The following is a 14,480-nucleotide window of genomic DNA, read 5'->3' as shown; positions in this document are numbered from 1 at the left end:
CGTATCGATAGGGGAGGTGGAAAGTTGCTTTGTGCCCGAGTTCGCTAGCCAATTCGACGCGAAATCGCGAAGTCGCCTTTCGGCCACAAGTAGACCTTCGTTTGGAGTGTGGCTGAGACTTTCAGATGGCGGCTTCGCTCAACAAGCGGTAATTCGGCCGGAAAGCCAGCGTCATGTCGTCTCTCTCTGATCTGCCGTTCGCTGTCTATTCGATTAATGTCGGCTGTCTCGCCGTTAGCGGACGGGACGAGCTAGGATGCGCAAACGAGGCGGGATCTCCTCGAGTATTACTGGGGATATAACTATGTGGCGAAAACGTTTCGGGAGTGGTCGCGGACGCAGAGGGAGCGAGAGACATTCGAGAGTCTCTATCCCGATGCCAGTGCCGTCGCTTCACACTTCGGCGTCAGCGCTCCGTCCCTTCGGTGGAGCCGGTGATCCGATCGGCGTCGCTGCGCGATGACCGGACCGCTTGTCCGTCTGTCCGCGTGGCGTGCCCGTCGCCGTGCGAGGCTCGGTGCGGAGGCCGCAAGAACCGAACGGCCGGACGGCGGGATCGGTGCGGAGGCGCCGATCCGGACTGCGTCCGAGGATCGCCTGAGGAGGGCGGACTTCGCAGGCCGCATAGCCGGCGTGCTCTCGGAACTCAGTCTGCGCGAGGGGAGGGTGTTCGCAATCCGAGGAGGGTGGGGTTTCGGCAAGTCCTCACTTAAGAACCTAATCACCGAGCGACTCGATGCCAGGAGTGACGGAGCCGACTGGCTTGACTTCAATCCCTGGCAGTGGGGCGACGGCGATGCGATCGCCCGCGCCCTCTTCGGCCAGATAGCGGATCGTCTGGGAGGCGAACATTCGAAGGCAGCGCTCGCCCGCGCGGAAGCGCTTCGACGGTACGGCGCGATCCTTACAGGGGCCAGCGCGCCGCTAAAAGAGGCCGGCGGCTCAAGTCATCTAATCTCGACAGTGCTGACGAACGCCTCGGTGATCGCCGTCGCCTCGGCCATAGGCTTCGACCTCCCGACGGCAGCGAAGGTGGCGACTGGTCTCGCCCTCCTCTCGATCGGCACACCCCTGCTGGGACGAGCGCTGTCGCATCTCGGACGTGATCGCGGCAGCGAACCGCTCGACAAGGTACGCGATGCGCTGGAGGTTCGTCTTCGCGAACTCGACCGGCCGCTGGTTGTCTTCGTCGACGACATCGACCGGCTCGAGCCCGAGCAGATCAGGATGCTCCTCCGGCAGGTGAAGGCTAACGCTAACCTGCCCAACATCGTCTTTGTCCTCCTGTTCCAGCCCAGCATCATAGAGCGTGCGCTCGATCCGGTCGCAGACGGTGACGGTCGCGCCTTCCTCGAAAAGGTCGTGCAGGCTAGCTTCGACCTGCCGGCGGTCCCGGTATCGATTGTGCATCATATATTCGGGGAAGAACTCTCCGAGCTGGCGGGACCGTATGCAACGGAGGCGAATGGATTCTCGCATAAGCGTTGGGGTAACGCGTTCGTCGGCTGCATCCAGCCGCTATTGCGCAACATGCGCGACGCGCGCCGATTGATCTCGTCCATCGCCGTGCACTTACCGTTGCATGCGGCCGGCGACGTGTTTGAGGTGAACATTGTCGACTTCCTTCTTCTGGAGGCGCTCCGGGTCTTCGAGCCGGACCTCCATGAGGCGCTGTTCCGAGAGAGGGAACTTGTCCTCCAGGAGGGTCGTTTCCCGCGCTATGGCCGGCGGGATGAGGACAGGGCGGCGGCCGAGCGACTTCTTGAGCTTGTGCCGGAGGAGCGCCGCGTCATCGCCCAGGACGCGCTCAAGGACCTCTTTCCGCCTCTCGAATGGGCATACGGGGGCACGAACTACGTAGAGGGCTTCCATCTCAAGTGGCTGACAGCCAAGCGGGTGTGCTCTCGGCGCTACTTCCCGCGTTACTTCGAACTCCAGACAGCGGCTGGAGAAATGTCGGAGCGCCGCTTCGTCGCGTTCCTCGATGCGACAGCGACGGAGGACGGGCTAGCTGCCGCGATCGCCGATGTCGAGACTGACGGCTTGCTGCCCTCGCTCGTCGCGAGGTTCGACGAGTCCGTCGACCGCCTCCCGGTCGACAACGCCGCCGTGCTGCTTCCCGCGATGTTCGGGATCGCCCAGAAGCTCGCAGGCCTGCGCGTCGGCGACCCCTTCAATTCGCCTTGGCTTTCAGCATGGCGAGCGACGAACTGGTTCCTGAAACGGGTGCCGGAAGGTGTGCGAGGTGGTCTGGCGCTTGAGGCGCTTCGCCAGACCAAGGCGCTGTCAATTGCTGCGATCCTGATTCATCTGAACGATCCCGCCGATCTGAAGGAGGGAGAGAACGACGCCTTCGATCCGGCGCTCGACACCGATACCGTCGAGGCAATGAAAGCCGAATGGCTGCGGTTGGTGAGGAGCCGCGCCGCAGACGTCGACGCGCTGATCGTCGAACCGGATCTCGTGTCCTACCTGTACCGATGGAGGGACTATGCGGGTTCATTGGACGAACCCCGCGAGTGGATGGTCGAGGCGATCCGGACCGACGAGGGCTTCGCAAGGATGGCCACACGCCTGATGAACCGGGGCACGGTCCACGCGTTGGGTGACAGGGTCTCTACACCGCACAACACATTCAACAAACAGACGATCGACGACTTCGTCGGCATTGACGTGGCCAAGGTCAGGAGCGACGCGATCGATCCCGCAGAATTCCCAGAGCACGAGGAGGCCCTGCGAACGCTGCGTCGCTCTGTTGATATGTGGCTTGGACTAAGAGAGCGCGACCCATTCGATTTCTAATCGGTGGCCCATGTCGAGGCCGAATCGACAAGAAAGGTGGTGTCGTGCGCCAGAAAGCGGTCGTACTTGTGATCCCGTCAACCATTCGATGTCGAAATTCAAATGTTTCTCCTAAATGTCGAAGGGGCCATTGAATTCACTGGGCGGCCGGTGTCCGTATAGGACGGCCTCTAGCCAACTGATGTGGTCGATGGAGCGGCCGTTGTAATTTGGAAGCAGCCGCTGCAGTCGTGCCGGGGCAGATGTCGGCTTCGGGTCGATCTTCGCCGTTAGGAAGTCAAACTGGGGTCAGATCCTACGTCGGGAAGGGGGGGCGAAGGCGACCACAAACGGCCGCTCAGGCATTGGGAAGACCTGCCGTCGGAGTGGCTGCTTTAATCCGGGACTTGACGAACGAACTACTCACACAGCTCGGACATTGCCGTCGTCCGAGTATCGGCCGTGGCCAAGTGCCTAAACACTATTTAAGTCAATTCGGATAGTGGAGCCGTGCAGAGCTGAATTTCTGCTAACCTTTGTGACAGCGTGCGCTTTTACTCGGGGAAATGATGGCACTGAATATCTCTACGAAGCTCTCGACGGAAACAGTCTTTTTCCAGCCTCTAATCGAAGACATAAGGAAAGGCCAGATCAAGATTCCGAAATTTCAGCGCCCATATGTCTGGAAGGAAGCTCAGGCGATTCGCCTCCTTGACAGCGTCGCTCGCAGCTACCCAATTGGTAGCCTGCTGATCTGGCGGACGCCTACGAAGATGAAAACCGAGCGCACGTTTGGGAACTTCACCCTTCCAGAGACTCCCAATCTAATGCCGACTGACTACGTGCTCGACGGGCAGCAGCGGTTGACAGTTATCTACAGTTGCTTGGGTCCGAAGCCCGGTGAAGGCGGCTTCGAAGCCATCTTTGATCTTGAGGCTGAGGAGTTCAAGCCAGCAGGAGAAGTGACGCCGGCACTGACGCTGTTCCCTCTCCGGAAACTGTTCGTGACGACGGATCTACTAGACTTTCGGACGGCACTGCAAGCTCATTCCAACCATAAGCAACTGCAGGAGCGACTCGATCAACTGATTGCAGCGTTCACGCAATACAAGATTCCGGTGGTGTACCTCAAGGACTTGGAACTGGACGAAGTGTGCCCGATCTTCGAGAGGGTCAACAGTTCTGGCACGAAGCTCTCAACCTATGACCTCATGGTCGCGGCAACATGGTCAGAGGAGTTCGATCTGGATGACAAGATTGCTACCATTGCGGACGCGTTGGAGCCGAAGGGGTTCGAGGACATTGATCGCATCACCGTTGTGAAGTGTATGTCGGCGCTGCACAGTGGCTCGATCAAGGACGACGCGGTCAAAAATCTGCGCGGAATCAGCGCTGAAGCGCTGAATCAGTTGACGGAGAATACACGGCAAGCCTTGTACCGAACAGTGGACGCGCTCTCGACAGAGTTCGGCGTGTATAGCTGGGACTTTCTTTCTTATGAGGCTCTGGTGGTCGTCATGTGCGTGCTGTACTCCAAGCACAGCACGCTGACTGCTGATCAGCATCGCCGGCTTCGACAGTGGTTCTGGCGGGCATCGTGGTCGGAGCGGTATAAGGCGGGTGGTGAAACGTTCGTGTCCAACGACATTGAGCGCGTGATCAAGTTCGTCATTGAAAGCGAGGGCGACGTCGCGATATTCGGCGAGGCTCCAACCGAGGCCGAGTGGAGGCGAACGTACTTCCGTATCAACGCTGCTCGCTCAAGAGCACTGGCGCTTGCGCTTGCGAAGATGGGACCGCTCTGCATTCTAAACGGGGCCAAGATCGACGTCCAGGAGGCGCTGTCCGCGTTCAATAAGAAGCAGTTCCACCACGTGTATCCTCGAGCCCACTTGAAGCGAGTCAATGCTGAGGATGACAACCTTGTCTTGAACATATGCCTGCTGCCAGCCTCGGCCAATCTGAAGATCAGTGATCAGGATCCGACACAATACCTGCCAAAGCTCCGTGATGATCTGGGAGAGCATGCGGATAGCGTCTTTGCGTCAAACCTTCTTCCTATGCCGAGTGAGTTCTCGTACGACAAGGCGACCTACGAGGAGTTCTTGGCAGCGCGGTTAAAGCTGATGCGTAGCCTAGTCTCGAAACTCTGCGACGGCGGCTAATCACATATCACTCGGACAAGTGTCCGCTGCATGTCCGATCGCCACGTCGCGATTCGTCGCGGAATGGCGGCTCGCGCTCGCAGATCGGACATTGTCCGGCGTCGCCTGAAAGACTGCAATGTGTCGGGAATGGCCGATCATAAAAAAGTCGGCGTAGGTTTCAGCGTAATTTTCTGATCGAGGCCTTGTCATATAAGGCGAAAAGGCCTCTGCATCATCGGCGTATGCTGCGCGGCGGCCGTTGCCGCTGCGTCGGAGGAGGCGTCGATTTGGGTGGCCATCTTGCGGATATCTGTCTGCGTGTACGGAATTGGGTGAGAGTTTACCTTGTCGCGCCGGCGCGCGAAGCTGGCCGGACGGCCAATGTATCGTCTCGGTGGCGATCCGCACGTGTCGCACGCGCCGTTTGACGGCTCGGCGACGTGTTTCGCAGAAGGCCGGCCGTCGCGGCAAGCGATATCGAAATTCGGTATCGAACCCATCTCGCGCTCGATCGGCGCGATACGGTTCGCTCGGGCATTCGCCCGCGCATATCGAATCGATGCATCGGGCGCTTGTCGCGTATCTGCGCATGGCAAAGTCTTCAAACGACGCATTGCACGCGCGGATCGGCGACGCTGGTCGTGGGGCGCGAATTAAAAGACGCCATGGCGTCATGCAAACAAAATTCACTATCGCACTATTCAATGATTTATTTTTTTGTGGAAATAAAATCTTTGCATGATGAAGTTCATATTGCTTGTTTTGTAATCGATGATGCCGAATCCTATCGAGTGGCGGGTTGGATAAATTAATACCATTTGTTTTGATGGCGGGGAGGTAATAGTCTCCGTCGAGTGCCAAATTCGAATGAATTTGAAAATCCATGATCGGTTTCGGTGCATGTGTCGAGGTGATGAAAATGGCTGATCGACGCATTGAATAAAGAGGGGGTTGTACGGCGTCGGCCGAGAAGAACCCGGAATGTGACGTTGTTGGAATCTCTTCCTGAAGAAGATAATCGTTTCGAGTAGCGATGTCCGCCGATCGGCTTGAATGGCCGACACGACGCGGCAGTCGCGGAAGTCGGGGAAGTAGCGGGAAAAAAGCGGACGGCATCGAACGATGCGACGCCGTCGCGGAGATCAGTAACATCCCGTGAAAAAGGGGACTCGTGATGTCTCGTCAAATCTTGTCGGCTTGGCCGGGGTTGGGCTCGATGCGTGTGTATGCGTCGGTTTGCTTTGTGCGCCGTCACGCCACGTTGAGAGATTCATGATTTTTTGATGATCGATGCGCGTTGTGCCCGCCGTCGATGCGGCCGCTGACGCGAATCTCCCCGTTCGAATCCATTGCATGCGCGTTGCGCTCCACGAAGCCGGGGCGTCAGGCGCCGTGTCCGCTTGTTTCGAATGTGGCGCGTGAGAATCGGCCGGCGGCGCATATTCGGATGTCCGAATGTTGTTGGAGTTGAGCAGACGTTGTGAAAGGGTGCATGCAGCCATGCTTTTCAATCGCCAATCCTTCTTGTTTAGGAGAATGAAATGAAAAAGACTTTTGCCGCAGCCGTTTCCGCCGTACTTCTGGCCTCGTCCTATGCGCACGCCGACACGTTGTGCACGTCCGGTACGATCACCAAGCTCGTCGTCGACAATACCGGCGTCATGGAGGTGACCGTCGGCAGCCTCGCGTATCGGAACGGAAACAAGGATACCTATTCGATCATCACGTCGGCGTTCCTCGCGAACAAGCAGTTATATATCTACGCGCCCAATTGCCAGCCGGATTCGACGATGGGGAGCTTCGCCGTGCGGTAACGCGGGCCGCATACGCGGGCGAGGAGCGCGCGACGTTCTTCGTTCGCGTCGTGAAGTCGCCTGATGGTTCGCGCTTTCGCGATGAAGAAGCGCGCGCTTGCGCGTTTCTTCTCGAAATCGGCGGGATGGCGCACGCCGGCGCGTTCGCGCAGGCCGGAAATGAAACGGCCCGCGGCGCTTCGAGCGCCGCGGGCCGCCGGAGCTTGCCCGCCGCCGCGATCGGCGTCACGCGGGCGGGGGAGTCGAGCCGCTCATTCGTCCGCCGGCCGCGTATGCGTATAGCGGTTCAGGATCGGAATCATTTGCGCATAGATCTTCGGATTCGCAGCGACGATCTCGCGCCGGTGCAGGAAATCGGAGTCGCCCGTGTAATTGCCGACGAGGCCGCCCGCCTCGGTGATGAGCAGGCTGCCCGCCGCGACGTCCCACACGTTGATGCCTTGCTCGAAGAAGCCGTCGAGACGGCCCGCCGCGACGTTCGCAAGATCGAGCGCGGCCGCGCCCGGACGGCGCAACCCGGTGCACGCCTGCGTCATCTCGGTGAAGAGGCGCGAGTAGGCGTCGAGGCCGTCTTTTTCGCGGAACGGAAAGCCCGTGCCGACCAGCGCGTCCGCGAGGCGGTCGCGCCGTCCGACGCGGATGCGCCGATCGTTCAGGTACGCGCCGCGGCCGCGCGTCGCGGTGAAGAGGTCGTTGTGGTTCGGGTCGTAGACCACCGCCTGCGTGACGACGCCCTTGTGCGCGAGCGCGATCGACACGCAGTAGTACGGAAAGCCGTGAATGAAGTTCGTCGTGCCGTCGAGCGGATCGATGATCCACTGGAATTCGGATTCGTCGCCCGACTTGCCGGACTCTTCGGCGAGGATCGCGTGATCGGGATAGGCGGTCTTCAGCGTTTCGATGATCGCGTCTTCCGCCGCCTTGTCGACTTCCGTCACGAAATCGTTCTGCTGCTTCTTGCGAATCTCGATCAGATCGAGATCGAGCGATGCGCGATTGATGATCTGTCCGGCGCGGCGAGCCGCCTTGACAGCGATGTTGAGCATGGGATGCATGAGCCTGAATCCTGAAGCCGGCGACGCGAGGCCGCCACGAGGGTGATCGAACCAGCGAAGCGGCGCCGCGCGCGCGGGAGGGCGGCAGGCGGGCGTTTCGCCGACGGAAGACGAATTGGCAAAGAGCGGGTGCAGCGGGTGCGGGCCGAACAGCGCGAGCGCCGCATGCAAAAACGCGATTTTACCCGACTCGCGGCAGTTTTTTGCGAAACGGTCGCGCATACCGTTCGATCGTCCGTTCGGACGAGTGGGTTTGCCGGCGAGTTGGCGATACCATACCGGCATCCTGATCAGTCGAATGAACGCTTTGGAATCTCAGCAGAAACCGTCCGCGCCGTCCGGCGGCGCGGCCACATCCCGTCCGGCGCGGGCCGCGCGCGGCGGATTCACGTCGACGCGCTTCGTGCTCATCGAGCCGAGCCACCCCGGCAACGTCGGCGCGGCGGCGCGCGCGCTGAAGACGATGGGCTTTTCGCGCCTCGTGCTCGTCGCGCCGCGCGTGCCGCGCGTGCAGAGCGATCCGGAGGCGCTCGCGATGGCGAGCGGCGCCGACGACGTGCTCGCGTCCGCGCACGTCGTGCCGACGCTCGCCGACGCGCTGAACGGCGTGCAATGGTCGCTCGGGCTCACCGCGCGTTCGCGCGAGTACGGGCCGCCGCGGCTCGCGCCCCGCGCGGCGGCCGCAAGCGCGCTCCAGCAGGTGCGCACGGGCGACATCGCGCTCGTGTTCGGCAACGAGCGCACCGGCCTGTCGAACGAGCACGTCGAGCGCTGCAGCGCGATCGCGCACATTCCGGCAAACCCCGCATACAGCTCGCTCAATCTCGCGCAGGCGGTGCAGGTGCTCGCGTACGAGCTGCGCGTCGCGCTGCTCGAAGACGACGAGTCCGCCGCGCCGCCGGACGCCGCGTTCGGCACGCTCGCGCAAAGCGACGAGATCGAGCGGATGTTCGTTCATCTCGAAAATGCGCTGATCGCGCTCGATTTCCTCGATCCGCGCAATCCAAAGAAGCTGATGTCGCGGTTGCGGCGGCTCTTTGCGCGAACGGGGATCGAACGCGAGGAAGTGAACATCGTTCGCGGGATCGCGAAGCACATCCTGCTGAAGGCGGGCGGTGCGGACGCGCGCGCGGGCGCTTCGGGCGACGGCGAAAGCGGCCCGGGCGATGCGGACTATTCCGGCCGCGACACCGGGCGGGACGACTGACGCGGCGCGGCCCCGCGGCCGGCCATACCCGCGGCCGCAGCAGGGAGAACGCGGCGCCTGCTGCGCGTTCGCGGCGGCGACTCTACAATCGTCCTCGTGTCATAAGCAAAGCTGTCAAAACGATAATGCAACGACAGCGCGATAACGGCTCCGCCCGGCGGCCGCGCACCGGGCTTCCTTCTTCCATCGTCACCACCATGTTCACGAGACTTCGCGAAGACGTCGTTACGATCCGTGAGCGCGATCCCGCCGCCCGCAGCGCCTGGGAAGTGCTCACGTGCTATCCGGGGCTGCACGCGCTCGTGTTTCACCGGATCGCGCACGCGTGCTGGCGTTCCGGCTGGCGCTGGCTCGGCCGGTTCGTGTCGCAGGTCGGCCGCTTCCTGACCGGCATCGAAATCCACCCGGGGGCGACGCTCGGCCGGCGCGTGTTCATCGATCACGGGATGGGCGTCGTGATCGGCGAGACGGCCGTTGTCGGCGACGACTGCACGATCTACCAGGGCGTGACGCTCGGCGGCACGTCGCTCACGCGCGGCGCGAAGCGTCACCCGACGCTCGAGCGCGGCGTGATCGTCGGTGCGGGCGCGAAGGTGCTGGGCGGCTTTACGGTCGGCGCGGGCGCGAAGATCGGCTCGAATGCGGTCGTCGTGAAGCCGGTGCCGGCGGGCGGTACTGCGGTCGGCAATCCGGCGCGGGTCGTCGTGCCCGCCGATGCGAAACGCACGCCCGAGCGCGCGGCGTTCTGCGCGTACGGAATCACGCCAAACGCCGACGATCCGATGTCGCTCGCGATTCACGGCCTCATCGATCATGCGGCAAAGGAGGCGCAGCGCGTCGACGAAATCGTTGTCGCGCTTGAGCGTCTGGGCGCGCACCTGGATGCGCTGCAAGGCTCGGACGGCGCGCGACTCGATTTGCGTCGCCTGTCCGCCGCGTTCGAGGGCCGAGCGCTGGACGGGAAGGCGGCCGAGCGCTGAGCGGGAGCGCGCGGGTCGCGTTCGCCCGGCCGGCACGCCCGGCTGCGGCCGCCTGGTGGGCTTTTGAAAGCCCGGCCTCTTGAAAGCGCGCAACGCTCAATCGAGCGGCCGTGCGCGTATCCCTTCTGCGTCGATGCACAGATAGCCGCCGCGTCGCGGCCCGTGGTCCAGCTCCCAATCCGGCAGTACCCAGCGCACGCCGCCCGCCTCGACATGCCGCGCCGGTTTGTGCGTGTGCCCGTGGATGATCGTGCGCGCGCCGCTGCGCCTGAAGAGCGCGGCGATGCCCTTGCGCGTCACGTCGTAGCGCGGCGATGCGGGGCGCATCCGGCCGGATTCGCTCGATGCGCGCATCCGTTCGGCGAGCGCGCGGCGCCACGCGAACGGGCATGCGAGAAAGAGCCGCTGCGCCATGCCGTTGCGCGCGAAGCGGCGAAACCACTGGTAGCCGCGATCGGCCGTGCACTGCGCATCGCCGTGCGCGAGCGCGATGCGGTTGCCGAACGCGACGACGACGGACGGATCCGGAATCAGGAGCGCGCCCGCCGCCTTCATGAAGCGCTTGCCGAGCAGGAAGTCGCGATTGCCGCGCATCACGTAGAGCGCGATGCCGCGTTCGGAGAACGTGTGCAGCAATTCCGCCATCCGTGCGGCGAACGGATCGTGATCGAGGATGTCGTCGCCGATCCAGTATTCGAACAGATCGCCGAGGATGAACACCGAATCCGCACTGTCGGCCGTCACGCGCACGAAGTGCTCGAACGCGGCGACCGTGTGCGGAATCGCGTCGCTCAGATGCAGATCGGAGACGAACAGGAACGGGCGCGCCGCGTGCGCGAGCACGCGCTCGCCCGGCACGCCCGCAAACACGCTTCGCGGCGGTGTTTCCTGCAACATCCCGATGCCTCGTCGCGCCGTCTTCAGACCACGACAGCCTTCTCGATCACGACGTCGTCGTTCGGCACGTCCTGATGGAAGCCCTTGCTGCCCGTCTTGACGGCTTTGATCTTGTCGACGATATCCTGGCCCTCGACGACCTTGCCGAACACCGCGTAGCCCCAGCCCTGCGGCGTCGGCGACGAGTGGTTCAGGAAGTCGTTGTCGTTCACGTTGATGAAGAACTGCGCGGTCGCCGAGTGCGGATCGTTCGTGCGCGCCATCGCGATCGTATACGTGTCGTTCTTCAGGCCGTTGTTCGCTTCGTTTGTGATCGGCGCGTCGGTCGGCTTTTGCTTCAGGCCCGGCTCGAAGCCGCCGCCCTGGATCATGAAGCCGTTGATCACGCGGTGGAAGATCGTGCCGTCGTAGTGGCCCTTCTTCACGTAGTTCAGGAAGTTCTCGACCGTCTTCGGCGCCTTCGCCTCGTCGAGTTCGAGCTTGATGACGCCGTGGTTCGTATGCAGTTCGATCATGATGAATTCCTTCGATGGATGGGGTTTAAACGGCGCGCGGCCGCTCGGGACGACGCGGCCGCGCGAAAGAGTCTGGCTGGCTTATTTCGAGACGATCGTCGCCGATTCGATCACGATCGGCTTTTCCGGCACGTCGCGCATCGGGCCGCGCACCGTCGTCGTCGTGGCCTCGATCTTCTTCACGACGTCCATGCCCGACACGACCTTGCCGAACACCGCGTAGCCGTTGCCGTCCGGATTCGGATAGTCGAGGCTCGCGTTGTCGACGGTGTTGATGAAGAACTGCGCGGTCGCCGAGTTCGGATCGCTCGTGCGCGCCATCGCGATCGTGCCCGTCGCGTTCTTCAGGCCGTTCTTGCTCTCGAGCGGGATCGGCGCGCGGGTCGGCTTTTCGTCGAAGTTCGTCTTGTAGCCGCCGCCCTGGATCATGAAGCCCTTGATCACGCGATGGAAGATCGTGCCGTTGTACTGGCCCGCCTTCACGTAATCGAGGAAGTTGGCGACGGTCTTCGGCGCCTTCTCCGGATACAGCTCGATGCGGATGTCGCCCTGCGTGGTCTTCATCTGCACGACGGGGTGCGTCGCGGCCGATTGCGCGAACGCGGGGGCGGTCGCGAGGAGGGCGGCGCTGCCGAGCGCCAGCAACAGACGTTTCATAACGGTCCTCTGGGTGGGTGAAGGAAAGACGCGGCGGCCGCCGCGCGTCATTGCGTCATTGGGACGGCGCGACGTAAGGCGGCATCGCGAGCGTGCCGCTCGGCCCGCCGAACTGGAACGTCGGAGAGAGCGGCAGCGTGGTCGTCGTCACGTTCGCGGCCGCCCGGGCCGAATAGTCGCGCGCGGCCGGCGCCTGCGCGGCCGCCGATTTCGTCTTCGGCGGCGTGATGATCTTCTGCAGATCCGACAGGCGCTGCGCGGTCGCGCCCGTCGTGCGGCCGAGCGACTGCGCGCGTTTGTACGACTCGGCCGCGAGGCGCAGGTAGAGATCGCCGAGGTTCTCGTACGCGAGACCGTAGTTCGGGTTCGCGTGCGTCGCCGTGACGAGCGCGCTGCGCGCGTCGTCGTAGCGGCCGTGCTTCGCGTAGAGCGCCGCCAGGTTGTTGTAGGGTTCCGGCAGTTCCGGATAGGCCTGCGTCAGCTCGACGAACTGCTTGATCGCGTCGTCGTCGCGGTTCAGCCGCGCGAGCACGGTGCCGCGCTTGAACTGCGCCTGCACGTCGCGCGGGTTCGACGCGATGCGCGCGTCGAGTTGCGCGAGCGCCTGCGCCCAGTTGCGATTCGCGATCGACGCGTCGATTTCCGGCGTGCCGTCGGTGGGGGCGGGCGCTTTCTGCGCAAGGGCCGCCGCGCCCGGAAAGAGCGCGAGCGCGGCGCTCACGGCGGCGGTCGCAACAAGGGTCGCAGCGCTCGGCGCGCGGCCGCGGGAAGGTTTCATAGGCTCAAATCGGAATGTTATACTCCGACCCATTCTAACAAAACGTCCGCGCGTTCCGGCGAGCCGCGGACAGTCTTTGCCTCTCGTGGCCGTCACCGCTTCGCTTGCGGATCGATCGCCGCATGTCATCCGAGGAAGCGCACGGCACGCGGCCCAGCCAGAAGTCCGGCCGGGTGCCGCATGCACGGCGGGCATCGCCAGGCGGTTTCCCTCGGCTCACTTTCGTCTCTATGGAATCACTGCGCATCTACAACACGCTCGCGCGTGACAAGCAAGTCTTCGTGCCGCGGCAGCCCGGCGAAGTGCGGATGTACGTCTGCGGGATCACCGTCTATGACTATTGCCATATCGGCCATGCGCGGATGGTGGTCGTGTTCGACGTCGTCCAGCGCTGGTTGCGCGCGGCCGGCTATCGCGTGACGTACGTGCGCAACATCACCGACATCGACGACAAGATCATCCGCCGCGCGGTCGAGAACGGCGAGACGATCCAGTCGCTCACGAGCCGCTTCACCCGCGCGATGAACGCGGATTTTGACGCGCTCGGCGTCGAGCGGCCGGACATCGAGCCGCGCGCGACCGATTTCATCCCGCAGATGCTCGGGATGATCGAGAAGCTCGAGGCGAACGGCTACGCGTACCAGGCGAAGGACGGCGACGTCAATTACTCGGTCCGCAAGTTCGCGAACTACGGCAAGCTGTCCGGCAAGTCGCTCGAGGACTTGCGCGCGGGCGAGCGCGTCGCCGCGAACGACGCGAAGGAAGATCCGCTCGATTTCGTGCTGTGGAAGCGCGCGAAGCCGCAGGATCCGGCCGGCGCGTCGTGGGAATCGAAGTACGGCGCGGGCCGTCCGGGCTGGCACATCGAATGCTCGGCGATGGGCTGCACGCTGCTCGGCGAGCACTTCGACATCCACGGCGGCGGCCAGGACCTGCAGTTCCCGCACCACGAGAACGAGATCGCGCAAAGCGAGGGCGCGACCGGACAAACTTTCGTCAATTATTGGATGCACAACGGTTTCGTGCAGGTCGATAGTGAGAAGATGTCGAAGTCGCTCGGCAACTTCTTCACGATCCGCGAAGTGCTGGAGAAGTTCGATGCCGAAGTCGTGCGCTTCTTCATCGTTCGCACCCACTATCGTTCGCCGCTCAATTACAGCGACGTTCATCTCGACGACGCGCGCGCGTCGCTCACGCGTCTTTACACGGCGCTGAAGGATGCGACGCCGGATGTGGCGCCGCTCGACTGGAGCGAGGCGCACGCGCGGCGTTTTGCGGCCGCGATGAACGACGACTTCAACACGGCGGTCGCGGTGGCCGTGCTGTTCGAGCTCGCGACCGAGGTGAACCGCACGCGCGAGCCGGCGCTCGCGCGCCAGCTCAAGCGGCTCGCGGGCGTGCTCGGCCTGCTCGGCCGCGAGCCGCGCGAGTTCCTGCAGCAAGCGGCGGGCGCCGCGCGCGCGGGCGCGCTCGAGCCGGAAGAGATCGAAGCGAAGATCGCCGCGCGCGTCGCGGCGAAGCAGGCGAAGAACTATGCCGAAGCGGACCGGATCCGCGCGGAACTGCTCGAAGCCGGGATCGCACTTGAAGACAAACCGGGCGGATCGACCGAGTGGCGTCGCGTATGAGCGCGCATGGTCTGTCCCGCT

Annotated in this window: 12 protein-coding genes; 6 read left to right on the top strand and 6 right to left on the bottom strand. The window is 63.1% G+C overall.

The window, feature by feature from the left end:
* Nucleotides 1-459: 459 nt before the first annotated feature.
* Nucleotides 460-2,802 carry a P-loop NTPase fold protein gene (locus WT16_RS10545; RefSeq protein WP_063533284.1) on the top strand — a complete coding sequence of 781 codons (2,343 nt, stop codon included), beginning with the start codon at nt 460-462 and terminating at the stop codon, nt 2,800-2,802.
* Nucleotides 2,803-3,350: 548 nt separating this feature from the next.
* Nucleotides 3,351-4,946 carry a DUF262 domain-containing protein gene (locus WT16_RS10540; protein ID WP_197486467.1) on the top strand — a complete coding sequence of 532 codons (1,596 nt, stop codon included), beginning with the start codon at nt 3,351-3,353 and terminating at the stop codon, nt 4,944-4,946.
* Here WT16_RS10540 and WT16_RS33625 read toward each other — a convergent pair whose 3' ends face one another.
* On the bottom strand, nt 4,947-5,813 hold the full coding sequence (locus WT16_RS33625) for a hypothetical protein (RefSeq protein ID WP_156521427.1): 867 nt from the start codon (nt 5,811-5,813) through the stop codon (nt 4,947-4,949). It abuts the gene before it with no gap.
* Nucleotides 5,814-6,469: 656 nt separating this feature from the next.
* Here WT16_RS33625 and WT16_RS10535 point away from each other — a divergent pair.
* On the top strand, nt 6,470-6,742 hold the full coding sequence (locus WT16_RS10535) for a hypothetical protein (RefSeq protein ID WP_015600132.1): 273 nt from the start codon (nt 6,470-6,472) through the stop codon (nt 6,740-6,742).
* Nucleotides 6,743-6,993: 251 nt separating this feature from the next.
* On the opposite strand, the gene WT16_RS10530 is transcribed toward WT16_RS10535, so the two are convergent.
* Entirely contained in the window at nt 6,994-7,797 is an 804-nt protein-coding gene (locus WT16_RS10530; RefSeq protein WP_063533835.1) for an inositol monophosphatase family protein, read from the bottom strand.
* Between the two features lie 307 nt (nt 7,798-8,104).
* On the opposite strand from WT16_RS10530, the gene WT16_RS10525 reads away from it, so the two are divergent.
* Nucleotides 8,105-9,004, top strand: coding sequence for an RNA methyltransferase (locus WT16_RS10525; protein WP_059929216.1), 900 nt, complete (start codon nt 8,105-8,107; stop codon nt 9,002-9,004).
* Between the two features lie 197 nt (nt 9,005-9,201).
* Nucleotides 9,202-9,984 carry a serine O-acetyltransferase gene (gene cysE, locus WT16_RS10520; protein ID WP_015600533.1) on the top strand — a complete coding sequence of 261 codons (783 nt, stop codon included), beginning with the start codon at nt 9,202-9,204 and terminating at the stop codon, nt 9,982-9,984.
* A 96-nt stretch (nt 9,985-10,080) separates the two neighbouring features.
* On the opposite strand, the gene WT16_RS10515 is transcribed toward cysE, so the two are convergent.
* From WT16_RS10515 to WT16_RS10500, 4 genes are all read right to left on the bottom strand, one after another.
* Nucleotides 10,081-10,881, bottom strand: coding sequence for a UDP-2,3-diacylglucosamine diphosphatase (locus WT16_RS10515; RefSeq protein WP_059929213.1), 801 nt, complete (start codon nt 10,879-10,881; stop codon nt 10,081-10,083).
* A gap of 23 nt (nt 10,882-10,904) precedes the next feature.
* The gene (locus tag WT16_RS10510) at nt 10,905-11,396 is read right to left on the bottom strand and encodes a peptidylprolyl isomerase (protein WP_006025998.1); all 492 of its coding nucleotides are present in this window, start codon (nt 11,394-11,396) and stop codon (nt 10,905-10,907) included.
* Between the two features lie 81 nt (nt 11,397-11,477).
* Nucleotides 11,478-12,053 carry a peptidylprolyl isomerase gene (locus tag WT16_RS10505; protein WP_009912917.1) on the bottom strand — a complete coding sequence of 192 codons (576 nt, stop codon included), beginning with the start codon at nt 12,051-12,053 and terminating at the stop codon, nt 11,478-11,480.
* A gap of 55 nt (nt 12,054-12,108) precedes the next feature.
* Entirely contained in the window at nt 12,109-12,831 is a 723-nt protein-coding gene (locus WT16_RS10500; protein ID WP_009912916.1) for a tetratricopeptide repeat protein, read from the bottom strand.
* Between the two features lie 230 nt (nt 12,832-13,061).
* Here WT16_RS10500 and cysS point away from each other — a divergent pair, with 230 nt between their 5' ends.
* On the top strand, nt 13,062-14,459 hold the full coding sequence (gene cysS, locus WT16_RS10495; RefSeq protein WP_063533282.1) for a cysteine--tRNA ligase: 1,398 nt from the start codon (nt 13,062-13,064) through the stop codon (nt 14,457-14,459).
* Nucleotides 14,460-14,480: the final 21 nt, after the last annotated feature.

The sequence above is a fragment of the Burkholderia sp. MSMB1589WGS genome, assembly GCF_001636105.1.
Lineage (GTDB): Bacteria > Pseudomonadota > Gammaproteobacteria > Burkholderiales > Burkholderiaceae > Burkholderia > Burkholderia humptydooensis.
This window is presented reverse-complemented; position numbering and strand designations above follow the sequence as displayed.

Bases quoted from the DNA above. Each gene is read 5' to 3' on its own strand.
- cysE (WP_015600533.1), top strand. From the start codon at position 9,202: ATGTTCACGAGACTTCGCGAAGACGTCGTTACGATCCGTGAGCGCGAT.
- cysS (WP_063533282.1), top strand. From the start codon at position 13,062: ATGGAATCACTGCGCATCTACAACACGCTCGCGCGTGACAAGCAAGTC.
- WT16_RS10530 (WP_063533835.1), bottom strand. From the start codon at position 7,797: ATGCATCCCATGCTCAACATCGCTGTCAAGGCGGCTCGCCGCGCCGGA.
- WT16_RS10545 (WP_063533284.1), top strand. From the start codon at position 460: ATGACCGGACCGCTTGTCCGTCTGTCCGCGTGGCGTGCCCGTCGCCGT.
- WT16_RS10540 (WP_197486467.1), top strand. From the start codon at position 3,351: ATGGCACTGAATATCTCTACGAAGCTCTCGACGGAAACAGTCTTTTTC.
- WT16_RS10510 (WP_006025998.1), bottom strand. From the start codon at position 11,396: ATGATCGAACTGCATACGAACCACGGCGTCATCAAGCTCGAACTCGAC.
- WT16_RS10535 (WP_015600132.1), top strand. From the start codon at position 6,470: ATGAAAAAGACTTTTGCCGCAGCCGTTTCCGCCGTACTTCTGGCCTCG.
- WT16_RS33625 (WP_156521427.1), bottom strand. From the start codon at position 5,813: ATGGATTTTCAAATTCATTCGAATTTGGCACTCGACGGAGACTATTAC.
- WT16_RS10505 (WP_009912917.1), bottom strand. From the start codon at position 12,053: ATGAAACGTCTGTTGCTGGCGCTCGGCAGCGCCGCCCTCCTCGCGACC.
- WT16_RS10515 (WP_059929213.1), bottom strand. From the start codon at position 10,881: ATGTTGCAGGAAACACCGCCGCGAAGCGTGTTTGCGGGCGTGCCGGGC.
- WT16_RS10500 (WP_009912916.1), bottom strand. From the start codon at position 12,831: ATGAAACCTTCCCGCGGCCGCGCGCCGAGCGCTGCGACCCTTGTTGCG.